The following is a 24424-nucleotide window of genomic DNA, read 5'->3' on the forward strand; positions in this document are numbered from 1 at the left end:
GCGAGTGCTCCCCGGCTCTCAGCAGAACGCCCCATTCTGCAGACAATCCGCAAAATACTCCGCCCGGCCGTGTCCTCGGCACGTGTCAGACGGTTATGCCCTGTGGGGGAGCTCCGTGTCGGAGCCAAGGAAGCAGGAAAGCAATGCACGTTGGAAGTTTCGTGTTGGCGGCCCAGTTCCCCGGCCAGGGCGAGGGCGAGGCGCTGCACCGCGCGGTCCGCTCGGCCGAGGTGGCCGAGGAGTCGGGGCTCGACGCGGTCTGGCTGGCCGAGCACCACTTCGTGCCGTACGGCACCTGCCCGTCGGCGATCACCCTGGCGGCCTTGCTGCTCGGCCGCACCCGGCGCATCCGGGTCGGTACGGCGGTCAGCGTCCTGCCCACCGCCCACCCCGTGACCCTCGGCGAACAGGCCGCGCTGCTGCACCACACGAGCGGCGGCCGTTTCACGCTGGGTGTCGGGCGCGGCGGTCCGTGGGTCGACCTGGAGGTGTTCGGCGCGGGCCTCGAGGCGTACGAGAAGGGGTTCCCGGAGGCCCTGGACCTCCTGGAGCGCTGGCTGCGCGAACCGTCCGTGGCGGCCGACGGGGAGCGCTTCCGCTTCCGTGAAGTCCCGGTGGTCCCCCGGCCGTCGGAGGCCCTGACCGACGTCCAGGGGCCCGAGCTGGTCGTCGCCTGCACCTCCCCGGCGAGCGTGCGGCTGGCCGCCGAGCGCGGTCTTTCGATGCTGCTCGGGATGCATGTGGGGGACGAGGAGAAGGCCGAGATGGTCGCCCTGTGGCGGCAGCACGCGCGGGCGTGCGGCAGGCCCGCCGAGGAGATCCTCGGCGCGTCCCATGTGTCGGCGGGCGTCTGCCAGATCGCGGACCGGCGCGTCGACGCGGCGGAGACGCTGATGAAGGCGATGCCGGGCTGGCTGAAGCAGGGCCTGGAGGCGCATGTCACGGTCGACGGCCGCACACGCCGGATGCGCGACCCGCTGGCGTACACCGAACTGCTCTGCGGGCTGCACCCGGTGGGGACGCCGCGGCTGTGCGCCGACCGGCTGGCGGCGACCAGCGAGCGGACGGGCATCTCCCGCTTCGCCCTGCTCGTCGAGGGCTCGGGGGACCTGGCGGCGACCGAGGAGAACGTACGGCGGCTGGGGACCGAGGTGCTCCCCCAACTCGTCTGAGCGCGCGGTGACTTCCTGGGGGCTTGCCGCTCCGGTACAGAAGCGCACCTCCCGCGTACGGAGCGGCAAGCAAGCGGCGCCGCGTCAGCAGTCCCGGAACTCGGGTGACTGGTTCAGCACCTGGCTGCGGACCGAGGTGAAGCGGTTCAGCTTCTCGTCGACCGAGGAGTCAAGCGGGAACACGGCCACCCGGTGGCAGTTCTGGAAAGCCAGCCGCACACCGAAGTGCCGTTGCAGCGCGCCGCGTATCGCGTCACTCGCAAGCGCACGCAGCAACTGCCCGCGCGCCCGCTCGTCCGGCGGAGGCGTCTGGTTGTCGGCGAACGCACCGCCGTCCACCTTCAGCTGGGCCACCAGGGAGCTGATCATCTCCCACGCATAGGGCAGGGAGGTCCGGACGCAGTCGACGAATTCCGCTTCGTCGACCTCGCCTCGCTCGGCCTGTTCGAGTAGGGCCGGTGAGACGTCGAGCGACATGAGTTCTCCTCTCGCACCCCCGACGAACGGGGGTTGCCGGACAGAAAGGGGAGGTTCGCGATACCGGACACGCTGCGTACACGCCTCGCGACCTCCCGTTCATACGGTAAGCAACCGGCGGTGACGGCACCAGGAGAATGCGCAGATGGGACACTCTCAATGAGCACACCATGCACACAATCGGCCATTACCGAACACGCGTTTTCCAGGGCGAATCGCGTGGGCAGGCGCCCGTCGAGTAGCGTTGCCGACCATGCGTCTCGTCATTGCCCGCTGTTCCGTGGACTACGCCGGGCGGCTCACCGCCCACCTTCCCTCGGCCCCGCGCCTGATCCTGGTGAAGGCGGACGGCAGCGTCTCGATCCACGCCGACGACCGGGCCTACAAGCCCCTGAACTGGATGTCGCCGCCCTGCACGCTGAAGGAGGGCACCGGCGAGGAAGAGGGCGTCTGGACCGTCATCAACAAGGCGGGCGAGAAGCTCATCATCACGATGGAGGAGGTTCTCCACGACTCCTCGCACGAACTGGGCGTGGATCCCGGCCTGATCAAGGACGGCGTGGAAGCGCACCTCCAGGAGCTGCTCGCCGACCGTATCGAGACACTCGGCGACGGCTACACCCTGATCCGCCGCGAGTACCCGACGGCCATCGGGCCGGTGGACATCCTGTGCCGGGACGCCGACGGCAAGACCGTCGCGGTGGAGATCAAGCGGCGCGGTGAGATCGACGGCGTGGAGCAGCTGACGCGCTATCTGGAGCTGCTGAACCGCGACCCCCATCTCGCGCCGGTCCGCGGTGTCTTCGCCGCACAGGAGATCAAGCCCCAGGCCCGCGTGCTCGCGACGGACCGGGGCATCGGCTGCCAGGTCCTCGACTACGACGCGATGCGCGGCATCGAGGACGACAAGCTGCGGCTGTTCTGACCCACCCCCCGCCTGACCAATCAGGGCCGGGTCCGCGAAAGCGGATCCGGCCCTGCCGTGTGTACGGGGTGTCAGATCACCTGGTCCGAACTGCTGGGTGTGCCCGCACCACTGCTCTGCGGCGCGCTCGCGGTGGTGCTCGTGGGCGCGCTCGGCGCCGGGCCGCTGGCCGAGTCGGACGTGGACGGGCTGGTCGTCGGCGGGGTCGTCGGCGGCGTGGGCTCGCCGGTGTCCGTCGGTGTCGGCGACGTTGAGGACGGCGGCGGGCTCGACGGCGGCTTGGTCGTTGACGACGGCGGCTTGGTCGGGGTGGTCGGGGGCTTCGACGGCGTAGGAGGCTTCGAGGTCGTCGGCGGCTTGGACGTCGATGCCGGATCACTCGGATCCTGCGATCCGCTCGGTTCGTCCGTGGGCGTCGGATCGTCCGACGTGCCGGGCGTGCCGTCCGGGCCCGGGTCGGTCGGGCCGCTGGTGGCCGCGCCGGTGTCGCCGCCGCCCTCGTTCGCCGCCGGGTCGGCGCCCAGGCTGCCGTCGCCCACGCCCTGGCTGGCCGAGGGGTTGACGCCGACCTGGTCGGACGGCGGGTTCCGGTCCTTGTCGGAGGTGGCGCCGAGGGTCACCACCGTGCCGAGCACGGCGACGAGCAGGGCACCTGCGCCGGCGGCCACGAGGTTGCGGCGGGCCAGGCCCTTGAGCCCGCCCCGGGCCTTGTGCGAGGACGCCGGCGAGCTGTGGTGGGTGACCACGGTCGGCGCGGAGGGCTGCTGGAGCGTCGGGAAGGCCGCCGGGACACCGCCGGCCGGGGACGCCGACTCCTCGTACCGGGCGTCGGGCACCTCCTCCCCCGCGGTCGGCCCGAGCCCGATCGGGGTGCCCGAGCGGTCGGAGACCAGGGCGAGGGCGCGACGGCCGGCGACGGTGCCGCGCTTGTCGGCCAGGGCGCCGCGCAGGCCGATGGAGGCCTCCAGTTCGGCCCGGGCCCGGTCGAGCCGGCCGCCGCACAGGGCGAGGATGCCGAGCTCGTGGTGGAAGTAGGCCTCCTCGGCGACGTCCCCGGCGAGCCGGGCGGCCTCGGCGCCGGCGCGCAGGGTCCGTTCCCAGGCGCTCCAGTGCAGTCCGGCGGCGAACGCGGGGGCGGCGGTGCGGGCCAGGTGGACGGCCGCGCTCTCCTCGTCCTCGGCGGGCGGCCGGGTGAGGGGCCCGAGGAGGGCCAGTGCGGCGAGGACGGCGTCGGACTCGGCGCACACGCGCTCCGGGGTGACCGAGGGGTGCCCGGCCCACCAGGAGTAGTGCTGGGCGGCGCTGCGGGCCCCGGCCTCGGCCTCGTCGGCGTAGCCGGCGGCCTCCAGCTGGGCCGGCACGCCCGCGGCGAGCCGGTAGCGGGAGCCGACCGGGGAGACCAGACCGCAGAGGGCCAGTTCGCCGAGGGCGGCGTCCGCGTGGGTGTCGCCGACCAGGGCGGGCAGATGCGCCTGGTGCGGGACCTCGCCGCCGAGGGCGACGGCGAACCGCAGGGTGGCGCGGGCGGAAGCGCTGAGCCGGGAGGCGAGCAGCGGGGCGGGGGCGGCGGCCTCGCCGAGCGCGGGCAGCGGTACGTCGTCGCCGTCGGCGGCGTCGTACACCTCGGCCGGGGGCGCGTCCTCGAAGACACCGACGTCGTCGACGGCGCTCGTCCCGGCGCGCAGCCGGTCGCGCTGCCGCAGCAGGGCACCGGCCTGGACGAAGCGCAGCGGCAGGCCCTCGGACTCGAACCAGAGGTCGCCCGCCCAGTTGGACTCCTCCTCGGTGAGGGACCGGCCCACCGCGTGCTCCAGCAGGTCGAGTCCGGCCGCGCGGTCCAGGCCGCCGAGGGCGACCTCCTCGACGGCTGAGCCGGCGGAGGGAGCGGGCACGTCCGGGGTGGCGCCGAGCAGGAACGCGCACTCCGGGGTCGCCTCCAGCAGCTCGTCGAGCGCGGCGCCGCCGAACTCGATGTCGTCGAGGACGACGACCGCGCCGATCTCACGGAGGTGGGTGAGCAGTTCGTCCCGGTCCGGGCGGTGGAGGGGTGCGCTGAAGACGGCGTGGAAGAGCTCGTACCGCAGGTCGCCGGAGGTGCGGCCGAAGCCGTTGAGGCGGACGACGCCGTCGGGGGCGAGGTCCGAGCAGTCCTCGGCGACGAGGTCGAGGAGGCGGGTGCGGCCCGAGCCGGCGGGTCCGGTGAGGCGGACGGAGCGGCCGCGGGCGAGCAGGCGCACCAGTCGCTCGCGTTCGTCCTGGCGGGCCAGCAGCGGCAGGGCGGGACGCGCGGGGCCTGGCGGGACGGGCGGCCGGGCCGCGCGCTCGGCCTCGGCGCGTTCGGCCGTGGTGAGCTTCACGGGCCGGGCGGGCCGCTGGGCGGGCGGGCAGGCCTCTATCTCGCTGCCGTCGACGGGGTTGACCGTCAGCAGGAAGTCGCCGGCGACGAGCTGCACCGTGCGGGCGAGCGCGGGCGTGTGCTGCGCGAAGTCGGGTGCGAGGGATTCCCGGGGCGGGCGCTGGCGCGGCCCCTGGCCGTCGCCTTCGTGGCCGTACTCCTCGGGTCCCCGGGTGTTCGGGTCCATAAGTCAAGCCCCCCAAAAGCGGGTGTGTGCTGTGAAAGCCCTTCCCGGCCTTGCTGCACACCGCGCTGTCGCTTCTGGTCCGGGCCCGCTCGAAGGGTGGCAAGGCAGCGGGCAGCCGAACCCTAAACCATTCGCACAGTATCTACGACAGTCCGGGGTACCGCGGCGTCCGAGACGTCACGGTCTCGTGAGGATTGTGCGCGTCGCACGATTCGACGACGTCCGTCCGAGTCCTCCCCGGTCTCCCGGTTCTCACCCGCACGTCGGCGTCACACGCGGGGTAGTGTCTCCACCCCGATGCCCCCTTCGATCGCCAGGATCCGGTGCAGACGGGTGGCCACCAGCAGGCGCTGCATCTGCGGCGGTACACCGCGCAGCACCAGGCGCCGGCCGCAGCGGCCGGCCCGCCGGTGGGCTCCCATGATCACGCCGAGTCCGGTGGCGTCCCAGGAGTCCAGTTCGGACAGGTCGAGCACGAGGTCGCCGACTCCGTCGTCGACGGCCGAGTGCAGGACCGTACGGGCGTCCGCCGCGCTCCGGACGTCGAGGCGGCCCCCGACGACCAGCTCGGCGTGGTCGCCCCTGATGTACATATGCGCTCCCCGTGCGTGCGTCTCGTGCTCCGCGTTTCTGATGCCGGTGATGCAACCTCTGACTGTGTGGAGGCGGCAGAGGTTGCTTCCTGTAAGCGAACCGATACCGAATTCACCCGGGGGTGTGATGCCCCCGGGGCATGTGCGGTTTCAGTGCTTGTAGAAGCCCTGCCCGCTCTTGCGTCCGATGTCACCGGCGTCAACCATCCGGCGCATCAGCTCGGGAGCCGCGAACTTCTCGTCCTGGGACTCGGTGTAGATGTTGTTCGTGGCGTGCAGCAGGATGTCGACGCCCGTCAGGTCCGCCGTGGCCAGCGGGCCCATGGCGTGACCGAAGCCCAGCTTGCAGGCGAGGTCGATGTCCTCGGCGCTCGCCACGCCCGACTCCTGCAGCTTCGCGGCCTCGACGACCAGGGCGCAGATGAGACGGGTCGTCACGAAACCGGCGACGTCGCGGTTGACGACGATGCAGGTCTTGCCGACCGACTCGGCGAACTCCCGGGCTTTGGCCAGGGTTTCGTCGCTGGTCTTGTAGCCGCGGACCAGTTCGCACAGCTGCATCATCGGCACCGGCGAGAAGAAGTGCGCGCCGACGACCCGCTCGGGGCGCTCCGTCGCGGCCGCGATCTTGGTGATCGGGATGGCGGAGGTGTTGGAGGCGAGGATCGCCTCGTCCTTCACGAGCTTGTCGAGCGTGCGGAAGATCTCGTGCTTGATCTCGAGCTTCTCGAACACGGCCTCGACGACGACGTCCGCGTCGGCCACGGCGTCCAGGTCGGTGGTGGCGGTGATGCGGGCGAGGGCGGCGTCGGCGTCGTGCGCCTCCAGCTTGCCCTTGGCGACGAACTTGTCGTACGAGGCCTTGATGCCGTCGGTGCCCCGCTTCAACGCCTCGTCGGTGACGTCGCGCAGGACGACGTCCCAGCCCGCCTGTGCCGAGACCTGGGCGATACCGGCTCCCATGAGGCCGGCTCCGATGACGGCGAGCTTCCCTGCCACGTTACGACTCCCTGCTGACACGGCTCTTATGTATGCCTCTCGGGCGGACACTAGCGTTCGTGAGGCGCTGTGTGACCGCTAAGTAACGCGCGTCACGTCTCACATGACGGACATCACACCGTGCCGGGTCATTCGGGGTCTCGTACGGCGTAGTTGAGCACCTTCTCGCTCAACAGCTCCTCGATGTCGTCGAGGAGGACGAGCATCTCTCGTGATACTTCGTCCGGGTTGCGCCCCTTGGTCATCTCGCGGCCGATCGCGACGAAGACGGTGCCGTGGATCCAGCAGATCTGACCGGCGATCAGCCCCGGCATCGGGTCGCTGTCACCGGCGCCGGTCTCCTCGCGGAGGGTCGCCTCCAGGTTGTCCTGCACCTCCTGCTGGATGCTCCACAGGCGGGAGCGCAGCGGCGGCGCCTCGTCGATGCAGCGCATGAAGCGGTCGTAGCCCTCGATGAGGCCCATCCGGGGCGAGACGGCCTCGGTCTCGGCGCGCAGCTCGCGCAGTACCGCCCGGGCGGCCGACTCTCCGGCGTCCCGGCCGCGCACCCAGCGGGAGAGGCGGTCGACGACGCCCTGGGAGCGGTCGAAGAAGAGGTCCTCCTTGGCCGGGAAGTAGTTGTAGACGGTGTTCACGGAGACGTCGGCCGCCTCCGCCACGTCCGCGATCGTCACCGTCACGAACCCGTGCTCCAGGAACAGCCCGGTGGCGATGTCCGAGATGCGCTGCCTGGTCTCGCGTTTCTTCCGCTCCCTGAGCCCCTCAGCCATGTCCGGATTCTAACTTCCCTGGGGCTTCTGAAAACTTGGGGTCATTGCAAACTTTAAGAGACTCTGTTTTTCTGTGGGCATGGAGAACAGGGGCATGGCGATCATCAGTACGGCCGGTCTGGCCCGTACCTTCCGAACGAAGCGCGGCCCGGTCCAGGCCGTGCGCGGCATCGACCTGACCGTCCGCGAGGGCGAGATCCTCGGCTTCCTCGGCCCGAACGGCGCCGGCAAGACGACGACCCTGCGGATGCTCACGACCCTGCTGGAACCGACCGGCGGGGCCGCCACCGTCGCGGGCCACGACCTGGCGACCGACCCGGCCGGGGTGCGGCGGGCCTGCGGCTACGTGGCGCAGTCCGGCGGGGTGGACCCGGGGATCACCGTGCGGGAAGAACTGGTCACCCAGGGGCGCCTGTATCGGCTGACCAGGGCGGACGCCACCGAGCGCGCCGGGGAACTGGCCCGCGACCTGGGCCTCACCGAACTGCTAGACCGCAAGTGCGCCGCGCTCTCCGGCGGGCAGCGGCGGCGGCTGGACATCGCGATGGCGCTCACCCACCGCCCGAAGGTGCTGTTCCTCGACGAGCCGACGACCGGTCTCGACCCCGGCAGCCGTGCCGACCTGTGGGACCTGGTGCGCCGGCTGCGCGACGAGCACGGCACGACCGTCTTCCTGACCACCCACTACCTCGACGAGGCCGACGCTCTCTCCGACCGGCTGGTCGTCGTCGACCAGGGCGTGGTGGTCGCCGAGGGCACCCCGAGCGCGCTGAAGCTCCGCTACGGAGGCTCGCTCGACGCCTCGCTCCAGGACACGTTCCTCGCCATCACCGGCCGCAGCGCCACCGCGGCCGACGCCGAACCCGTAGCCGTATAGGAATCCAGATGCTCTTCCACGACACCGCGCTCGTCTACGGGCGCTATCTCCGCCAGTCCCTGCGCTCCCGATTCGCACTGCTCTTCGGCGTCCTGATGCCACTGTTGTACCTGCTGTTCTTCGGTCCCCTGCTCACGGACCTGCCGCTCGGCGAGCGGGGCAGCTCCTGGCAGGTGCTCGTCCCCGGGCTGCTGCTGCAACTGGGTCTGTTCGGGGCGTCGTTCGCGGGCTTCTCGGTCATCATCGAGAAGGGCCAGGGGGTGGTCGAACGCATGCGCGTCACCCCGGTCAGCCGACTGGCCCTGCTGCTGGGCCGGGTGCTGCGGGACGCCACGGTGTTCGTCTTCCAGGCGGTGCTGCTGGTGCTGGCGGCGATGGCGATGGGGCTGCGGGCCCCGCTGGCCGGCGTGCTGATCGGCTTCGGGTTCGTCGCCCTGCTCTCGCTCTCGCTGGCCTCGCTGTCGTACGCGCTGGCCATGAGGCTGGACACCCCGCAGAGCTTCGGCCCGGCGGTCAACGCGCTGACCATGCCGTCCATGCTGCTGTCCGGTCTGATGCTGCCGATGACCCTGGGCCCGGCCTGGCTGGACGTCCTCTCGCACCTCATGCCGTTCCGCTATCTGGTGGACGCGGTACGGGACGCGTACGTCGGCAGCTACGCGACGGCGCCCATGCTCTACGGGGTTCTGGTGGCCGTCGGCCTCACGACCGCGTCCGTGACAGTGGGCACACGCGTGTTCCGAACCGCCGGAGCGTAACTACGCTGGCCACATGGTCAATCTGACGCGCATCTACACCAGGACCGGCGACCAGGGCACCACCGCCCTCGGCGACATGAGCCGGGTCGCCAAGACCGATCTCAGGATCTCCGCGTACGCCGACGCCAACGAGGCGAACGCGGCGATCGGCGCGGCGATCGCCCTGGGCGGCCTGGACGAGGAGGTCGTCAAGGTCCTCACCCGTGTGCAGAACGACCTGTTCGACGTGGGTGCGGACCTGTCGACGCCGGTGGTGGAGAACCCCGAGTTCCCGCCGCTGCGGGTCGAGCAGTTCTACATCGACAAGCTGGAAGCCGACTGCGACCACTTCAACGAACAACTGGAGAAGCTCCGCTCCTTCATCCTGCCGGGCGGCACCCCGGGCGCGGCCCTGCTCCACCAGGCCTGCACGGTCGTACGCCGGGCGGAGCGCTCGACGTGGGCCGCCCTCGAGGTGCACGCCGAGACGATGAACCCCCTGACGGCGACCTACCTCAACCGCGCCTCCGACCTGCTGTTCATCCTCGCGAGGACGGCGAACAAGCAGGTCGGAGACGTGTTGTGGGTGCCGGGCGGAGAACGCTAGGTTCTCCCCCGCGCGGCGTGCCAGAGTCCGTTGGCGGAGAGGACTCCGCCGACGATCATCATCACGATGCCGACCTTGGTCAGGGTGACGACGGGGACGTCGATGTCTCCGGTGAAGCGCCACAGCAGCAGGCCGATCAGGAAGGTGGCGACGCCTTCGGTCAGATACTGCTTTGCCTTGGTCATGACTGGATCCTTTCCTTCGATGTGCTGACAGTGGTGTCCTGCTCCCCGGCGGAGGGCTTGCGCGGCCAGACGAAGTAGCTCAGCGCGATCAGGCCGTGGATGCCGGCCGCGCGCCAGGCGGTATGGCGCCAGCTCTCCAGGGAGGTGACACGGCTCGGGTCGTCCACGTACCAGATGGCGCCCTGGAGCAGCACGGTCGCGACGACCGCGCCGACCAGCGTGCCCAGCCAGATCCTGGCCTCGTGGCGCGCGCGGGCCATGCCGTCGCGCGGGGGCTTCCGCGGAGGCGGGGCACCGCCGAACCGGTGGGCCGCGTGGCCGTCGAGCCACTTCACCGTGCGATGGCCGTGCCCGACGGTGTAGCCGATGTACAGCGCGGCCAGGCCGTGCGTCCAGTTCGGGTCGGCACCGTTCTTCAGGTCCAGCGCGGTGGCGACCAGCAGGACGACCTCCAGCAGCGGCTCGCAGAGCAGCAGCGCCAGGCCGGTGCGCGGCATCTTGAGCAGGTAGCGGGCGCCCAGTCCGGCGGCCAGCAGTACCCAGAAGCCGATCTCGCAGGCGGCGATCAATGCGACGATCACGGTTCGCTCCTCTCGGTCACCTTCAAGGCTCCCGGTCGGGGCGGCCGGAATCGTCGTCGCGACTGACGAACCCGCGGTACATCGAAAGATGCAGCCAGGGACCCTACGCGGGGATCACGCGTGGGGCGCCACGGCCGTGTTGGATGGAGCCATGGCCGTACGACTCCCCCGCCCACGCCGCTTCGACGTCTGCATCGCGACGGGCGGCCTGCTCGGCGGACTGCTGCTGTGGGGCCTCGGACTGGCCACCCGTCCGCACACCGAGCCGTACGTACTCCTGCCGGGCCGCTGGCCGCTGCTGCTGCCGCTCTTCGTCATGGCCGGCTGCGAGCTGCTGCGCCGGGCCGCCCCGCGCACCGCCCTGCTGACCGGCACGGCCGCGATCGTCCTGGACACGTTCACCCAGGGCAACCTGGTCACGATCCTGATGTACACCGACCTGATGTACGCGGCCGTCCTGTACGGCACGCCCTCCTCGGCCCGCCGCATTCCGCGGATCACCGGGCTGCTCACGGTGGCCGGGGCCGTGGTGCCGTTCGCCCTGTGGCGCGAGCCCGAGGCACTGCTGATCGGGGTGGTCACCGGCATCGTGGCCTTCGGGCCCGCCGCCACCGGGCTGATCGTCCGCAACCACCGCGACGCCGCCGAGTCCGCCCGGCTGCACGCCGAGCAGACCGCGCTGCTCGCCGAGATGGACCGCACCCAGGCGGTGACCGCCGAACGCGCCCGGATGGCCCGCGAACTGCACGACATGGTCGCCAACCACCTGTCCGCGATCGCCATCCACTCCACCGCCGCGCTCTCCCTCGACGACCCCAAGACCTCGCAGGAGGCGATGGTGGTCATCCGTGAGAACAGCGTCGCGGGGCTCTCGGAGATGCGGCGGCTGATCGGCATCCTGCGCGACTCCAGCGGTGACACCGAGCCGGTCGCCGCCCCCACGCTCGACGGGCTCGGCGCCCTGGTCGAGGGGGCCCGCACCAACGGCCTCGTCGTCACGCTCGACTCCGCTCCCGGCACGGTCCCGGCGCCGGTCGAACTCGCCGCCTACCGCATCGTGCAGGAGTCCCTCACCAACGCGCTCAAGCACGCGGGCCCCGGCCGGGTCACCGTGTCCCTCACCCAGCGGGACGGGCTCCTGACCGTCGCGGTGACCAGCCCCTACGGCGACCGGGACGGGCCGAGCGCCCCCGGCTCCGGCGCCGGTCTGGTCGGCATGCGGGAACGCACGGCACTGCTGGACGGCACCTTCGAGGCCGGCCCCGAGGACTCACCGCACGGCAAGATCTGGGTCGTACGCGCGACCCTGCCCGTCACCGAAGGAGAATCCGCATGACCTGGCCCATCCGGGTCCTCGTCGCCGAGGACCAGTCCGCCGTCCGCGCCGGACTGGTCCTCATCCTGCGCAGCGCGCCCGACATCGAGGTGGTCGGCGAGGCGGCGGACGGCGAGCAGGCGGTGGCGCTGGCCCGCGAGCTGACGCCGGACCTGGTGCTGATGGACGTTCAGATGCCACGCCTGGACGGGGTGTCGGCGACCCGGCAGGTCGTCGCGGAAGGGCTCGCCGATGTGCTGGTGCTGACCACCTTCGACCTCGACGAGTACGTCTTCGGGGCGCTGCGGGCGGGCGCGTCCGGCTTCCTGCTGAAGAACACCGAGGCGAGGCAGCTGCTGGAGGCCGTACGCACGGTCGCCCGCGGGGAAGGGCTGATCTCCCCGGCGGTCACGCGACGGCTGATCGCGGAGTTCGCCGCGAAGCCGACGCGGGAGCCCACGGTCGACCCGGCCGTCCTGGACCGGCTGACCCGGCGCGAGCGCGAGGTGCTGTCCTGCCTCGGCGAGGGCCTGTCCAACGCGGACATCGCGGACCGGCTCGACATGGCCGAGGCGACCGTGAAGACCCATGTCAGCAGGCTGCTGGGGAAGCTGGAGCTGCGCAGCCGGGTGCAAGCGGCGGTACTCGCACAGGAGTTGGGAGTCTGACCCGACCGTGGAGTGCGGTGGTCCAGACCTATTGACCGGTGGTCCAGACCTTTCTATTCTCACCGCACCATGAGGGGCGTGAGGCTCAGTCACGCCCCGACCACCCCACAAGGGAGGCGCAGCATGCGCTTCAGACACAGAGCCGCGGCAGGGTTCGCGAGCCTGTTGCTCCCGCTGGCCGGTCTCGTCGGCCTCGCGAGCCCCGCGGAGGCCGCGACGTCCGCGACCGCCACCTACGCCAAGACCCAGGACTGGGGCTCCGGCTTCGAGGGCAAGTGGACGGTGAAGAACACCGGCACGACCGCCCTCAGCTCCTGGACCGTCGAGTGGGACTTCCCCTCCGGTACGTCCGTCACCTCCGCCTGGGACGCCGACGTCACCTCCTCCGGCAGCCACTGGACCGCCAAGAACAAGTCCTGGAACGGCACCCTCGCCCCCGGCGCCTCCGTCTCCTTCGGCTTCAACGGCACCGGCTCCGGCTCCCCTTCGAACTGCAAGCTCAACGGCGGCAGCTGCGACGGCGGCAGCACACCGGGAGACGCGGCTCCCTCCGCCCCCGGCACCCCCACCGCCTCGGACATCACCAACACCTCGGTGAAGCTGTCCTGGAGCGCCGCCACCGACGACAAGGGCATCAAGAACTACGACGTCCTGCGTGACGGCGCCAAGGTCGCCACCGTGACCACCACGTCGTACACGAACACCGGCCTGACCGCCGGCACCGACTACTCCTACACCGTGCAGGCCCGCGACACCGCCGACCAGACCGGCCCGGTCAGCGGCGCCCGCGCGGTGCGCACCACCGGCGGCACCACCGAGCCCCCGCCCACGGGTGACAAGGTCAAGCTCGGCTACTTCGTCGAGTGGGGCGTCTACGGCCGCAACTACCACGTCAAGAACCTGGTGTCCTCGGGCTCGGCCTCGAAGATCACCCACATCAACTACGCGTTCGGCAACGTCAAGAACGGCCAGTGCACCGTCGACGACACCTACGCCGCCTACGACAAGGCCTACACCGCCGACCAGTCCGTCAGCGGCACCGCCGACACCTGGGACCAGCCGCTGCGCGGCAACTTCAACCAGCTCCGCCAGCTGAAGGCCAAGTACCCGCACATCAAGGTGCTGTACTCCTTCGGCGGCTGGACCTACTCGGGCGGCTTCGGCCAGGCCGCGCAGAACGCCGCCGCGTTCGCCAAGTCCTGCAAGGCCGTCGTCGAGGACCCGCGCTGGGCCGACGTCTTCGACGGCATCGACATCGACTGGGAGTACCCGAACGCCTGCGGCCTGACCTGCGACACGTCCGGCCCCGCCGCGTTCAAGAACCTGATGTCCGCGCTGCGCACCGAGTTCGGCTCGAACTACCTGGTCACCGCGGCCATCACCGCCGACGGCTCCTCCGGCGGCAAGATCGACGCGGCCGACTACGGCGGCGCCGCGCAGTACCTCGACTGGTACAACGTGATGACGTACGACTACTTCGGCGCCTGGGCCGCGCAGGGTCCCACCGCCCCGCACTCCCCGCTCACCTCGTACCCCGGGATCCCGCAGGCGGGCTTCAACTCGGCCGACGCGATCGCCAAGCTGAAGTCGAAGGGCGTGCCGTCCAAGAAGCTGCTGCTCGGCATCGGCTTCTACGGCCGCGGCTGGACCGGCGTCACCCAGTCCGCACCCGGAGGCACGGCGACCGGCCCGGCCGCCGGCATCGAGCCCGGCATCCAGGACTACAAGGTCCTCAAGACCTCCTGCCCCGTCACCGGCACCATCGCGGGCACGGCATACGCGCACTGCGGCAGCAACTGGTGGTCGTACGACACCCCGTCGACCATCGCCGGAAAGATGAGCTGGGCCAAGAACCAGGGCCTGGGCGGCGCGTTCTTCTGGGAGTTCAGCGGTGACACCGGCAACGGCGAGCTGGTGACGGCGATCAACAACGGCCTGTCGTAAAAGAGTTCGGCGAATTACGCCACGTTGACGCGCTGACCCGGCGGGGCTGCCTCAAGCCACGCGAGGAAACCGGTCAGCGCGTCTTCGCTCATCGCGAGTTCGAGACGCGAGCCCCGGTGCACACAGGCCAGGATCACATGGTCGGAGAGAAGCGCCAGCTCCTCCTCGCCCTCCGGGACGCGGCGGCCGGCCACCTCGATCGCGGAGCGCTCCAGGGTGCGGCGCGGGCGCGGTGAGTACGAGAAGACGCGGTACCACTCGACGCGGTCGCCGTTGTACCGGGCCACCCCGTACGCCCACCCTTTGCCGTTGCTGTCGCCCTGCTCCGGGGCGTCCCAGCGCAGGCTGGCGTCGAAGGTGCCGCCCGAACGCTGGATGAGCCGGCGGCGCAGACCGAAGACGAACAGCCCCACCACCACTAGGGCCACCACGATTCCGCACACAGTCAGAGCGAGGACCATCGACACCGACCTCCTCGTCTCCTAGGTAACGGAACGGAAAAATCTCCCACATCTGCCTCAGCCGCGACCGGGTCCGGATCTCTCCGGTACCCAGCCGCGGCTGAGTGACGTCATCACATGGCAGGCAGGTTCAGCGCGCCGCCGTGGCCGCCCGCAGACGGACGTCCGCGCGGCGCTGGGCGTCCGCGTCGTCCTCCGCCTTCGCGCGCTCGAGCTCCTGCTCGGCACGCTGGACATCGATCTCGTCCGACAGCTCGGCGACTTCGGCGAGCAGCGAGAGCTTGTCGTCCGCGAACGAGATGAAACCGCCGTGGACCGCGGCGACGACCGTCCCGCCGCCGCTCGTGCGGATGGTCACCGGGCCCGACTCCAGCACACCGAGCAGCGGCTGGTGACCGGGCATGACGCCGATGTCGCCGGACGTGGTGCGCGCGACGACCAGGGTGGCCTGGCCGGACCAGACCTCACGGTCGGCGGCGACCAGCGCGACGTGCAGCTCAGCAGCCAAGGTGGCTCCTCGGGTCACCACCCGGCGGTAGTGCCGGGTGTTGGTTACAAGTCTAGTAGGCGTGACAGAGGGGGCGGGACGAACCCCGCCCCCTCATGACTCGAGCGCGGCTCGGGTCAGGAGACGCCCAGCTCCTTGGCGTTGCTCTTCAGGTCCTCGAGACCACCGCACATGAAGAACGCCTGCTCCGGGAAGTGGTCGTACTCGCCGTCGCAGATCGCGTTGAACGCGGCGATCGACTCGTCCAGCGGCACGTCCGAACCGTCCACGCCGGTGAACTGCTTGGCGGCGTGGGTGTTCTGGGACAGGAAGCGCTCCACGCGACGGGCACGGTGGACAACGAGCTTGTCCTCCTCGCCGAGCTCGTCGATACCGAGGATCGCGATGATGTCCTGCAGGTCCTTGTACTTCTGCAGGATGTTCTTCACGCGCATCGCGGCGTTGTAGTGCTCCGCCGCGATGTACCGCGGGTCGAGGATGCGGGACGTCGAGTCCAGCGGGTCCACGGCCGGGTAGATGCCCTTCTCGGAGATCGGACGGGAGAGAACCGTCGTCGCGTCGAGGTGGGCGAAGGTGGTGGCCGGGGCCGGGTCGGTCAGGTCGTCCGCGGGGACGTAGATCGCCTGCATCGAGGTGATCGAGTGACCACGGGTCGAGGTGATGCGCTCCTGCAGGGTGCCCATCTCGTCGGCCAGGTTCGGCTGGTAGCCCACCGCGGAGGGCATACGGCCGAGCAGGGTCGACACCTCGGAACCGGCCTGGGTGAAGCGGAAGATGTTGTCGATGAAGAACAGCACGTCCTGCTTCTGGACGTCACGGAAGTACTCCGCCATCGTCAGGCCGGCCAGGGCCACGCGCAGACGCGTGCCCGGGGGCTCGTCCATCTGGCCGAAGACCAGGGCGGTCTTGTCCAGAACGCCGGACTCTTCCATCTCCGCGATGAGGTCGTTGCCCTCACGGGTGCGCTCACCGACGCCCGCGAAGACGGAGACGCCCTCGTGGAGGTTGGCGACACGCATGATCATTTCCTGGATCAGCACGGTCTTGCCGACACCGGCACCACCGAACAGACCGATCTTGCCGCCCTTGACGTACGGGGTGAGCAGGTCGACGACCTTCAGGCCCGTCTCGAACATCTCGGTCTTCGACTCGAGCTGGTCGAACGCGGGGGCCTTGCGGTGGATGGACCAGCGCTCGCCGTCGTAGCTCTCGTCGCTGTTCAGCACCTCACCGAGGGTGTTGAACACCTTGCCCTTGGTGAAGTCACCGACGGGGACGGAGATGCCCGCGCCCGTGTCGGTCACCGAGGCCTGGCGGACCAGACCGTCCGTGGGCTGCATGGAGATCGCGCGGACCAGGCCGTCACCCAGGTGCTGGGCGACCTCCAGGGTCAGCGTCTTCTTCTCGCCCGCCAGCGCCGGGTCGGCGACCTCGACGTGAAGGGCGTTGTAGATGTCCGGCATCGCGTCGACGGGGAACTCCACGTCGACGACCGGGCCGATGACCCGCGCGACGCGGCCCGTCGCCGTGGCCGTCTCAACAGTGGTGGTCATTTTCAGTCACTCCCCGCGGTCGCGTCGGCCAGGGCACTGGCACCACCGACGATCTCGCTGATTTCCTGGGTGATTTCGGCCTGGCGGGCCTGGTTGGCAAGCCGGGTGAGGTTCTCGATGAGATCACCGGCGTTGTCGGTCGCCGACTTCATCGCGCGCCGCGTGGCGGCGTGCTTCGAGGCGGCCGACTGGAGCAGCGCGTTGTAGATGCGGCTCTCGACATAGCGCGGCAGCAGGGCGTCCAGGACGTCCTCCGCCGAGGGCTCGAAGTCGAACAGCGGGAGGATCTCGCCCTTGGGCTTCGCCTCTTCCGCCACCTCGTCGAGGCTGAGCGGCAGCAGCCGTGCCTCGACAGCCGTCTGCGTCATCATCGACACGAACTCGGTGTAGACGATGTGGAGCTCGTCCACGCCGCCCTCGGCCGTCTCCGTCTCGATCGCCTCGATCAGCGGGGCCGCGACCTTCTTGGCGTCCGCGTACGTGGGCTGGTCGGTGAAGCCCGTGAACGACTCCGCGACCTTGCGCTCGCGGAAGTTGTAGTGGGCGAGACCACGGCGGCCGACGATGTAGTTGACGACCTCCTTGCCCTCACCCTCGAGCTGCGCGGTGAGCTTCTCCGCGGCCTTGATGGCGTTGGAGTTGAAGGCGCCGGCCAGACCGCGGTCGCTCGTGAGGAGCAGGACCGCGACGCGGGTCGGGTTCTCCGCCTCCGTCGTCAGCGGGTGCTTGGTGTTCGAACCGGTGGCGACCGCGCTGACCGCGCGGGTGAGCTCGGTCGCATACGGGGTGGAGGCCGCCACCTTGCGCTGCGCCTTGACGACGCGCGAGGCGGCGATCATCTCCATCGCCTTCGTGATCTTCTTGGTCGCGGAGACGGATCGGATGCGACGCTTGTAGACCCGGAGCTGGGCTCCCATGAGTCAGGTCCCTTCCGTCGTCACTTACCGGCAGCCGGGGTGTCCTCGCCGAGCAGCTTGCCGTCGGCGGTCTCGAACTGCTTCTTGAACTCCGCGATGGCGTCGGCCACGGCCTGGAGGGTGTCGTCGGACATCTTGCCGCCCTCACGGATGGAGGTCATGAGGCCCTGCTCCTTGCGGTGCAGGTACTCCAGCAGCTCCTTCTCGAAGCGGCGGATGTCCACGACCGGAACGTCGTCCATCTTGCCGGTGGTACCGGCCCAGACGGAGACGACCTGGTCCTCGGTGGCCATCGGCTGGTACTGCGCCTGCTTCAGCAGCTCGACCATGCGCTGACCACGCTCCAGCTGCGACTTGGACGCGGCGTCCAGGTCGGAACCGAAGGCGGCGAACGCCTCCAGCTCACGGAACTGGGCGAGGTCCACACGCAGACGGCCGGAGACCTGCTTCATCGCCTTGTGCTGCGCGGAACCACCGACTCGGGAGACGGAGATACCGACGTTCAGCGCGGGGCGCTGACCGGCGTTGAACAGGTCCGACTCCAGGAAGCACTGGCCGTCGGTGATGGAGATGACGTTGGTCGGGATGAACGCCGAGACGTCGTTGGCCTTGGTCTCGACGATCGGCAGACCGGTCATCGAGCCGGCGCCCATCTCGTCGGAGAGCTTGGCGCAGCGCTCCAGCAGACGGGAGTGCAGGTAGAAGACGTCACCCGGGTAGGCCTCACGGCCCGGCGGGCGGCGCAGCAGCAGCGACACGGCGCGGTAGGCGTCGGCCTGCTTCGACAGGTCGTCGAAGATGATGAGGACGTGCTTGCCCTCGTACATCCACTGCTGACCGATGGCCGAACCGGTGTACGGCGCCAGGTACTTGAAGCCGGCCGGGTCGGACGCCGGAGCGGCGACGATGGTCGTGTACTCCAGCGCGCCGGCCTCCTCCAGAGCGCCGCGCACACCGGCGATGGTGGAGCCCTTCTGGCCGATGGCGACGTAGATGCAGCGGACCTGCTTGTCCGGGTCGCCCGAGCGCCAGTTGTCGCGCTGGTTGATGATCGTGTCGACGGCCAGGGCGGTCTTGCCGGTCTGGCGGTCACCGATGATCAGCTGACGCTGGCCACGGCCGACCGGGGTCATCGCGTCGACGGCCTTGTAGCCCGTCTCCATCGGCTCGTGGACCGACTTGCGGTCCATGACCGTGGGAGCCTGCAGCTCGAGGGCACGGCGGCCCTGGGACTCGATCTCGCCGAGGCCGTCGATCGGGTTGCCGAGGGGGTCCACCACGCGGCCGAGGTAGCCCTCGCCCACCGCTACGGAGAGAACCTCACCGGTGCGCTGCACCGGCTGCCCCTCCTCGACGCCGCTGAACTCGCCGAGGACGATGGCACCGATCTCGCGCTCCTCGAGGTTGAGGGCGAGGCCGAGGGTGCCGTCCTCGAACTTCAGCAGCTCGTTGGCCATGGCCGAGGGCAGACCCTCGACCTTCGCGATGCCGTCACCGGCAAAGGTGACCGTACCGACCTCCTCGCGCGAGGCCGCGTCCGGCTTGTACGCCTGGACGAAGTTCTCCAGCGCGTCCCGGATCTCCTCCGGCCGGATCGTGAGCTCCGCCATCTGGGTTCCCTGCTCTCCTTGTTGGGCCCGAAGTTTCTTTGGGGGTCTGGGGGCGACCCCCAGGATTCTTCTGCACGGCCCAACCAGGGCCGTAGTAAGTACGTGGTGCTATTGAGTTGCTGCTCAGCTCGCCAGGCGGCGGCTCGCGTCCTCCAGCCGGTCCGCGAGGGAGCCGTTGATGACCTCGTCGCCGACCTGCACCCGGATTCCGCCGAGGACCTCGGGGTCCACGTCCAGGTTGAGGTGCATCTGGCGGCCGTAGACCTTCGCGAGGGCGGCGCCCAGGCGTCGCTTCTGCGGGTCGCTCAGCGGCACCGCCGAGGTGACGATGGCCACCATGCGGTCCCGACGCTCGGCGGCGAGCTTGGACAGGGACTCCAGTCCCGACTCCAGGCTACGTCCCCGCGGCGCGGTCACAAGGCGCGTCACCAGACGCTCGGTGGCCGACTGCGCCCTGCCGCCGAGCAGGCTGCGCAGCAGCTCGCCCTTGGCCGAGGTGGTGGCCTTCCGGTCGGTCAGCGCGGCACGCAGCCCGGTGCTGCCGGAGACGATCCGGCCGAACCGGAACAGCTCGTCCTCGACGTCGTCGAGCTTGCCGGCCTTCTGCGCGGCGGTGAGGTCGGCCGTGTCGGCCAGCTGCTCCAGGGCGTCCACCAGGTCGCGCGACTGCGACCAGCGGGAGCGCACCATGCCGGCGACCAGGTCGGCGGCGGGGCCGCTGACCTGGGTGCCGAGCAGACGCTGGGCCAGCTCGGCCTTCGCCTCTCCGGCCTGCGCCGGGTCGGTGAGGACCCGACGCAGCGAAACCTCGCGGTGGAGCAGAGCGGTGACGGCGGCCAGCTCGTCGGCGAGCGAGCCCGCGTCGACGGACGTGGAGTCCGTCAGCGCGTCGAGACGCTCTCGTGCGGCTGCCAGGGCCTCGCGGCTCGCTCCGTTCATCGCCCGGCCTCGGCCTTCTCCTCGAGGTCGTCGAGGAACCGGTCGATCACGCGGCTCTGCCGGGCGTGGTCCTCGAGGGACTCCCCGACGAGCTTGCCGGCCAGGTCGGTGGCGAGCTTGCCGACGTCCTGGCGCAGCGCGGACGCGGCGACCTTGCGGTCGGCCTCGATCTGCGAGTGGCCGGCGGCGACGATCTCCTCGCGCTGACGCTGGCCTTCGGCCCGCATCTCGGCGATGAGCGTGGCGCCCTGCTCCTGCGCCTCCTGGCGCAGACGCGCGGCCTCGTGCCGGGCCTCGGCGAGCTGTGCCTTGTACTGCTCAAGGACGCTCTGGGCCTCGACCTTCATGGTCTCGGCCTCTTCGATACCGCCTTCGATCGCCGCGCGGCGCTCCTCCAGAACCTTGTTGATGTTCGGAAGCAGCTTCTTCCAGAAGAAGAAGAACACGATGGCGAAGGCGATGGTGCCGACGAGCAGCTCGGGGCCCGGAGGAACGAGCGGGTTCTGCTCTTCCTCGGCCGCCAGCTGCACCAGGTTGGCGATCACATCAGTGCCTTTCGTCGAAACGTGTCGGTAGGGAAGTCTTACTTCGTACCGAACACGAACGGCATGACGATGCCGATGAGGGCGAGCGCCTCACAGAAGGCGAAGCCCAGGATCTGGTTGGCACGGATCAGGCCGGCGGCCTCGGGCTGGCGGGCGAGGGCCTGGGTGCCGTTGCCGAAGATGATGCCGACGCCGATGCCGGGGCCGATAGCCGAGAGGCCGTAACCGACGGAACCGATGGAACCGGAGACAGCGGCAAGGGTCTCAGTGGCAGCCATGCTGAATCTTCCTTCTCTTAACGGACCGGTGGGGGTTGGCCACCGGACGACAGGGGGTGGGGTGGGGCTCAGTGATGCTCAGCGAGAGCGCCCTGGATGTACGTGCAGGCGAGGAGTACGAAGACGTACGCCTGGACGGCCTGCACGAAGAGCTCGAAACCGATCATGGCGATGGTCATCACGAACGACACACCGGCCGCCGGGATCATCCAGCTGTTCAGCAGGTACCAGGATGCGACGGTGAACATGACCAGCATCAGGTGGCCGGCGAACATGTTGGCGAAGAGTCGCACCGCGTGCGTGAACGGCCGGACCAGCAGGTTCGAGAAGAACTCGATGACCATCACGAGCGGCAGCACCGGGCCGAGCGACTTGTCGTAGCCGGTGACGTTCTTGAAGAACCCGACGAAGCCGTGCCGCTTGAAGGTCAGCGAGACCCAGGTCACGTAGACGATCGCGGCCAGCACCGCCGGGAAGGCGATGATCGACGACACCGGGAACTGCGCCAGCGGAATCACGGACCAGATGTTCATGATCCAGATGAAGAAGAACAGCGAAACCATGAACGGGACGTACTTCTCGCCCTCGCGCTTGCCGAGCGTCTCGTAGACGATGCCGCGGCGGACGAAGTCGTAGCCGGCCTCACCGACCATCTGCAGCTTGCCCGGCACCACCTTGGCCTTGCCGAAGGCCGCGTAGAAGAAGCCGATGACGAGGACGGTGGTGATGAGGGCAAGCAGCATCACCTTGTTGAACTCGAACCCTCCAACCGTGGCGATCGGCTTGAAGAGGAACGAGTGCAGGCCCGGTGCCGGAAAACCACACCCGTCGGACATGATCCGACAGCTCCAGTCAAAGGCGAGCTGGGTCTGGTCAGCACTCACCGGGGGCTCCTTCGGCGTGACGCATGGGTACGGCAACCTCGTTGTGTCGGCGCGGCGCGCAGCCGCGGATCGGCACTGGACTGGTGTTACGGATGTGAGGGCGGCTTTGGGGCATCGAGCCTCGCGTTCGAGCAGGCGTCAGCTCAGATGCCCGCGCCCGCGATGCCGCAGTTGGCACCGGACGATAGCAGGAGTTCGTACTGCCCTTTATCGCGCCCCTACTCGTCACGACGACGACCCGGTCTTCTCGGGCTTCTCACCCTTCGTCGAGTCCGGGTCGATGTAGAAAATCTTGGCCTTCATGTGCGCACGAGCCTGAGCGGCCATCCACACAACGGTCGCGACGACGAGCCCGACGGCGAACGTCTTCGGGTTGAAGAGAGAAGTGTCTTTGAAGACGGCGGCGAAGATCAGGAGCAGCAGGAGCTGAGCCATATAAAGCATCAGCCCCATGGCCTGGAACAACTGCGGGAGCGTTTTTGCCGTCCACTGGAGAACGTAGAGACCGATCCCCATGAAGAGGATGGCCACCAGCACGCCGACAGCCGCTCCGATCGCCCCCTTGCCTCCGGCCACCACGCCACTGACGGCGACCGCGACCGCACCGGCAGCCGCTGTGGGCACAGCGCACTGCAAGAGGTTCCGGGCGTCATTGGACGGCATGGCGGCAACTCCGCTTTCGCAGGGGGCAGGGGTGTCGTCATGGACGAGCGTAGTCCCGGGCTGAGTGGAGTCCTCACGCCAATGGACCGTCGCACTGCGGTCCTTCGGCTCTATCCGGGGGTTCTCGTGAACCGTATCACAAACTATTTGATGCAGTCTTTACCTGAGGGTGTGCGGGCTGTCACACATGAGAGTGAAGCTGCGCGTCTGTGCATGAACAGCGCCGACTTGTCTGGTATTGGGGCACTTCGCTCCCCCATCACAACCCCACGACTTGGCAATGCTCTAGTCAGATTCTTACCTTGTCCCGGCCTTGCGCCGGTCCGCCAGACGCGAACGAGGGCCGATGGCGGTCGCCCCGTTGACACCGGAGACCCCGGCCACCCCGGCCACCCCGGGCGCCACAGCCGCCGACGCCGGCGTCGAGGCCTCGGGTGAGAGCGCCGGGACGGAGACACGGCGCCGGTAGCGCGGCGGCACGAAGCGCTCCATCCAGCGCGGGGCGCGCGGCGTGAAGCGCGGCAGCAGAAGCAGCAGCAGACCGATCGCGCTGAGGAACACGACGCCGAGCACGATCCACATGGACGCCGAGTTGACCGAGTAGGCGAGCGCCCCGAAGGCGATCAGCGCCGACCAGAAGTACATGATCAGCACCGCGCGGCTGTGCGAGTGGCCGATCTCCAGGAGGCGGTGGTGCAGGTGGCCGCGGTCGGCGGCGAACGGCGACTGGCCCCGCCAGGTGCGCCGCACGATGGCCAGGATCAGGTCGGCGGCCGGCACCGCGATGATGGTCAGCGGCAGCAGCAGCGGAATGTAGACGGGGACCGTCTGGTGCACGGCCTCCTTCTCGGACCCCACGTACAGGTTGAGCGCGTCCGGGTCGACCTGCCCGGTGACGGAGATCGCACCGGCGGCCAGGACCAGGCCGATGAGCATGGAGCCCGAGTCGCCCATGAAGATCCGCGCCGGGTGCATGTTGTGCGGCAGGAAGCCCAGGCACATGCCCATCAGGATCGCCGAGAAGAGGGTGGCGGGGGCGGCGGCCTCGACGCCGTACGAGTACCAGATGCGGTAGGCGTACAGGAAGAACGCGGCGGCCGCGATGCACACCATGCCCGCCGCCAGACCGTCCAGGCCGTCGACGAAGTTGACCGCGTTGATGGTGATGACCACCAGCGCCACCGTCAGCAGCGTGCCCTGCCCCTGGGAGAGCGCGACCGAACCGACGCCCGGGATCGGCAGCCACAGGATCGTCAGACCCTGCACGACCATCACGCCCGCGGCGATCATCTGGCCGCCCAGCTTGATCAGGGCGTCGATCTCGAACTTGTCGTCCAGCACCCCGATCAGCCAGATCAGCGCCGCTCCGGACAGCAGCGCCCGGGGTTCGTTCGACGTCTCGAAGACCTGGCTGAGGTTGGTCAGGTGGTCGGCGACCAGCAGACCGGCGCACAGGCCGAAGAACATCGCGATCCCGCCGAGCCGCGGAGTGGGTTCCCGGTGCACGTCACGTGCCCGGATCTCCGGCATCGCTCCGGCCACGATCGCGAATTTCCGTACCGGCCCTGTCAGCAGATACGTCACCGCGGCCGTGATGCAGAGCGTCAGCAGGTATTCACGCACGGGCTTCCCCA

General features: G+C 69.5%; 26 protein-coding genes. 8 read left to right on the top strand and 18 right to left on the bottom strand.

What is annotated here, in order from left to right; translation table 11 throughout:
- Nucleotides 1-143: 143 nt before the first annotated feature.
- On the top strand, nt 144-1172 hold the full coding sequence (locus tag ACZ6I3_RS38585) for an LLM class flavin-dependent oxidoreductase (RefSeq protein ID WP_432966559.1): 1029 nt from the start codon (nt 144-146) through the stop codon (nt 1170-1172).
- Between the two features lie 84 nt (nt 1173-1256).
- On the opposite strand, the gene ACZ6I3_RS38590 is transcribed toward ACZ6I3_RS38585, so the two are convergent.
- Entirely contained in the window at nt 1257-1649 is a 393-nt protein-coding gene (locus ACZ6I3_RS38590) for an SCO5389 family protein (RefSeq protein WP_382497300.1), read from the bottom strand.
- A 253-nt stretch (nt 1650-1902) separates the two neighbouring features.
- Between ACZ6I3_RS38590 and nucS the strand changes: the two genes are divergently transcribed.
- A complete protein-coding gene (gene nucS, locus ACZ6I3_RS38595; RefSeq protein WP_184590411.1) occupies nt 1903-2574 on the top strand; it encodes an endonuclease NucS in 672 nt (223 codons plus the stop codon).
- Between the two features lie 71 nt (nt 2575-2645).
- On the opposite strand, the gene ACZ6I3_RS38600 is transcribed toward nucS, so the two are convergent.
- The 4 genes from ACZ6I3_RS38600 to ACZ6I3_RS38615 all read right to left on the bottom strand — a co-directional run bounded on the left by ACZ6I3_RS38600 (nt 2646) and on the right by ACZ6I3_RS38615 (nt 7518).
- The gene (locus tag ACZ6I3_RS38600; protein ID WP_469421009.1) at nt 2646-5156 is read right to left on the bottom strand and encodes an ATP-binding protein; all 2511 of its coding nucleotides are present in this window, start codon (nt 5154-5156) and stop codon (nt 2646-2648) included.
- 269 nt (nt 5157-5425) lie between these two features.
- Nucleotides 5426-5749: an STAS domain-containing protein gene (locus ACZ6I3_RS38605; RefSeq protein ID WP_030246483.1), complete on the bottom strand. Its 324-nt coding sequence runs from the start codon at nt 5747-5749 to the stop codon at nt 5426-5428.
- Between the two features lie 150 nt (nt 5750-5899).
- Nucleotides 5900-6748, bottom strand: a complete 849-nt coding sequence (locus ACZ6I3_RS38610; protein ID WP_469421010.1) for a 3-hydroxyacyl-CoA dehydrogenase family protein — start codon at nt 6746-6748, stop codon at nt 5900-5902.
- Nucleotides 6749-6876: 128 nt separating this feature from the next.
- On the bottom strand, nt 6877-7518 hold the full coding sequence (locus ACZ6I3_RS38615) for a TetR/AcrR family transcriptional regulator (protein WP_469421011.1): 642 nt from the start codon (nt 7516-7518) through the stop codon (nt 6877-6879).
- 94 nt (nt 7519-7612) lie between these two features.
- Between ACZ6I3_RS38615 and ACZ6I3_RS38620 the strand changes: the two genes are divergently transcribed.
- From ACZ6I3_RS38620 to ACZ6I3_RS38630, 3 genes are read left to right on the top strand one after another with little or no spacing between them, the layout of a single operon-like run.
- Complete coding sequence (locus ACZ6I3_RS38620; protein ID WP_469421012.1) at nt 7613-8395, top strand: ABC transporter ATP-binding protein; 783 nt, start codon at nt 7613-7615, stop codon at nt 8393-8395.
- Between the two features lie 8 nt (nt 8396-8403).
- Nucleotides 8404-9153 (top strand): ABC transporter permease, encoded by a 750-nt coding sequence (locus ACZ6I3_RS38625; protein WP_469421013.1) that lies wholly within the window; start codon nt 8404-8406, stop codon nt 9151-9153.
- Nucleotides 9154-9166: 13 nt separating this feature from the next.
- Nucleotides 9167-9739, top strand: coding sequence for a cob(I)yrinic acid a,c-diamide adenosyltransferase (locus ACZ6I3_RS38630; RefSeq protein ID WP_469421014.1), 573 nt, complete (start codon nt 9167-9169; stop codon nt 9737-9739).
- On the opposite strand, the gene ACZ6I3_RS38635 is transcribed toward ACZ6I3_RS38630, so the two are convergent.
- Together ACZ6I3_RS38635 and ACZ6I3_RS38640 are read right to left on the bottom strand one after the other, a co-directional pair.
- Nucleotides 9736-9924, bottom strand: coding sequence for a DUF5708 family protein (locus ACZ6I3_RS38635; RefSeq protein WP_399024179.1), 189 nt, complete (start codon nt 9922-9924; stop codon nt 9736-9738). The two genes, ACZ6I3_RS38630 and ACZ6I3_RS38635, sit on opposite strands and share 4 nt — an antisense overlap.
- On the bottom strand, nt 9921-10505 hold the full coding sequence (locus ACZ6I3_RS38640; protein WP_469421015.1) for a hypothetical protein: 585 nt from the start codon (nt 10503-10505) through the stop codon (nt 9921-9923). The genes ACZ6I3_RS38635 and ACZ6I3_RS38640 overlap by 4 nt, the downstream gene beginning before the upstream one ends.
- 151 nt (nt 10506-10656) lie before the next feature.
- Between ACZ6I3_RS38640 and ACZ6I3_RS38645 the strand changes: the two genes are divergently transcribed.
- From ACZ6I3_RS38645 to ACZ6I3_RS38655, 3 genes are all read left to right on the top strand, one after another.
- The gene (locus tag ACZ6I3_RS38645) at nt 10657-11841 is read left to right on the top strand and encodes a sensor histidine kinase (protein WP_469421016.1); all 1185 of its coding nucleotides are present in this window, start codon (nt 10657-10659) and stop codon (nt 11839-11841) included.
- On the top strand, nt 11838-12488 hold the full coding sequence (locus ACZ6I3_RS38650; RefSeq protein ID WP_469421017.1) for a response regulator: 651 nt from the start codon (nt 11838-11840) through the stop codon (nt 12486-12488). The genes ACZ6I3_RS38645 and ACZ6I3_RS38650 overlap by 4 nt, the downstream gene beginning before the upstream one ends.
- A 123-nt stretch (nt 12489-12611) precedes the next feature.
- Nucleotides 12612-14432, top strand: a complete 1821-nt coding sequence (locus ACZ6I3_RS38655) for a glycosyl hydrolase family 18 protein (RefSeq protein WP_469421018.1) — start codon at nt 12612-12614, stop codon at nt 14430-14432.
- 14 nt (nt 14433-14446) lie between these two features.
- Here ACZ6I3_RS38655 and ACZ6I3_RS38660 read toward each other — a convergent pair whose 3' ends face one another.
- From ACZ6I3_RS38660 to ACZ6I3_RS38710, 11 genes are all read right to left on the bottom strand, one after another.
- The gene (locus tag ACZ6I3_RS38660; RefSeq protein ID WP_469421019.1) at nt 14447-14893 is read right to left on the bottom strand and encodes a DUF2550 domain-containing protein; all 447 of its coding nucleotides are present in this window, start codon (nt 14891-14893) and stop codon (nt 14447-14449) included.
- A gap of 130 nt (nt 14894-15023) precedes the next feature.
- Nucleotides 15024-15401, bottom strand: coding sequence for a F0F1 ATP synthase subunit epsilon (locus tag ACZ6I3_RS38665; protein WP_469421020.1), 378 nt, complete (start codon nt 15399-15401; stop codon nt 15024-15026).
- 116 nt (nt 15402-15517) lie between these two features.
- Nucleotides 15518-16954 carry a F0F1 ATP synthase subunit beta gene (gene atpD / locus ACZ6I3_RS38670; protein WP_469421021.1) on the bottom strand — a complete coding sequence of 479 codons (1437 nt, stop codon included), beginning with the start codon at nt 16952-16954 and terminating at the stop codon, nt 15518-15520.
- A 2-nt stretch (nt 16955-16956) separates the two neighbouring features.
- Nucleotides 16957-17871 carry a F0F1 ATP synthase subunit gamma gene (locus tag ACZ6I3_RS38675; protein WP_469421022.1) on the bottom strand — a complete coding sequence of 305 codons (915 nt, stop codon included), beginning with the start codon at nt 17869-17871 and terminating at the stop codon, nt 16957-16959.
- A 20-nt stretch (nt 17872-17891) separates the two neighbouring features.
- The gene (gene atpA, locus ACZ6I3_RS38680) at nt 17892-19481 is read right to left on the bottom strand and encodes a F0F1 ATP synthase subunit alpha (protein WP_469421023.1); all 1590 of its coding nucleotides are present in this window, start codon (nt 19479-19481) and stop codon (nt 17892-17894) included.
- 123 nt (nt 19482-19604) lie between these two features.
- Nucleotides 19605-20420 (bottom strand): F0F1 ATP synthase subunit delta, encoded by an 816-nt coding sequence (locus ACZ6I3_RS38685; RefSeq protein ID WP_469421024.1) that lies wholly within the window; start codon nt 20418-20420, stop codon nt 19605-19607.
- Nucleotides 20417-20965 (bottom strand): F0F1 ATP synthase subunit B, encoded by a 549-nt coding sequence (locus ACZ6I3_RS38690; RefSeq protein WP_469421025.1) that lies wholly within the window; start codon nt 20963-20965, stop codon nt 20417-20419. Before ACZ6I3_RS38690 ends, ACZ6I3_RS38685 begins: the two co-directional genes overlap by 4 nt.
- 38 nt (nt 20966-21003) lie before the next feature.
- On the bottom strand, nt 21004-21243 hold the full coding sequence (locus ACZ6I3_RS38695; protein ID WP_053670587.1) for an ATP synthase subunit c family protein: 240 nt from the start codon (nt 21241-21243) through the stop codon (nt 21004-21006).
- 68 nt (nt 21244-21311) lie between these two features.
- Nucleotides 21312-22079: a F0F1 ATP synthase subunit A gene (gene atpB / locus ACZ6I3_RS38700; protein ID WP_376391653.1), complete on the bottom strand. Its 768-nt coding sequence runs from the start codon at nt 22077-22079 to the stop codon at nt 21312-21314.
- Between the two features lie 273 nt (nt 22080-22352).
- Entirely contained in the window at nt 22353-22790 is a 438-nt protein-coding gene (locus ACZ6I3_RS38705; RefSeq protein WP_469421026.1) for a hypothetical protein, read from the bottom strand.
- 297 nt (nt 22791-23087) lie between these two features.
- A complete protein-coding gene (locus tag ACZ6I3_RS38710; protein WP_469421027.1) occupies nt 23088-24413 on the bottom strand; it encodes an MraY family glycosyltransferase in 1326 nt (441 codons plus the stop codon).
- Nucleotides 24414-24424: the final 11 nt, after the last annotated feature.

The sequence above is a fragment of the Streptomyces sp. NPDC041940 genome, from assembly GCF_055589465.1.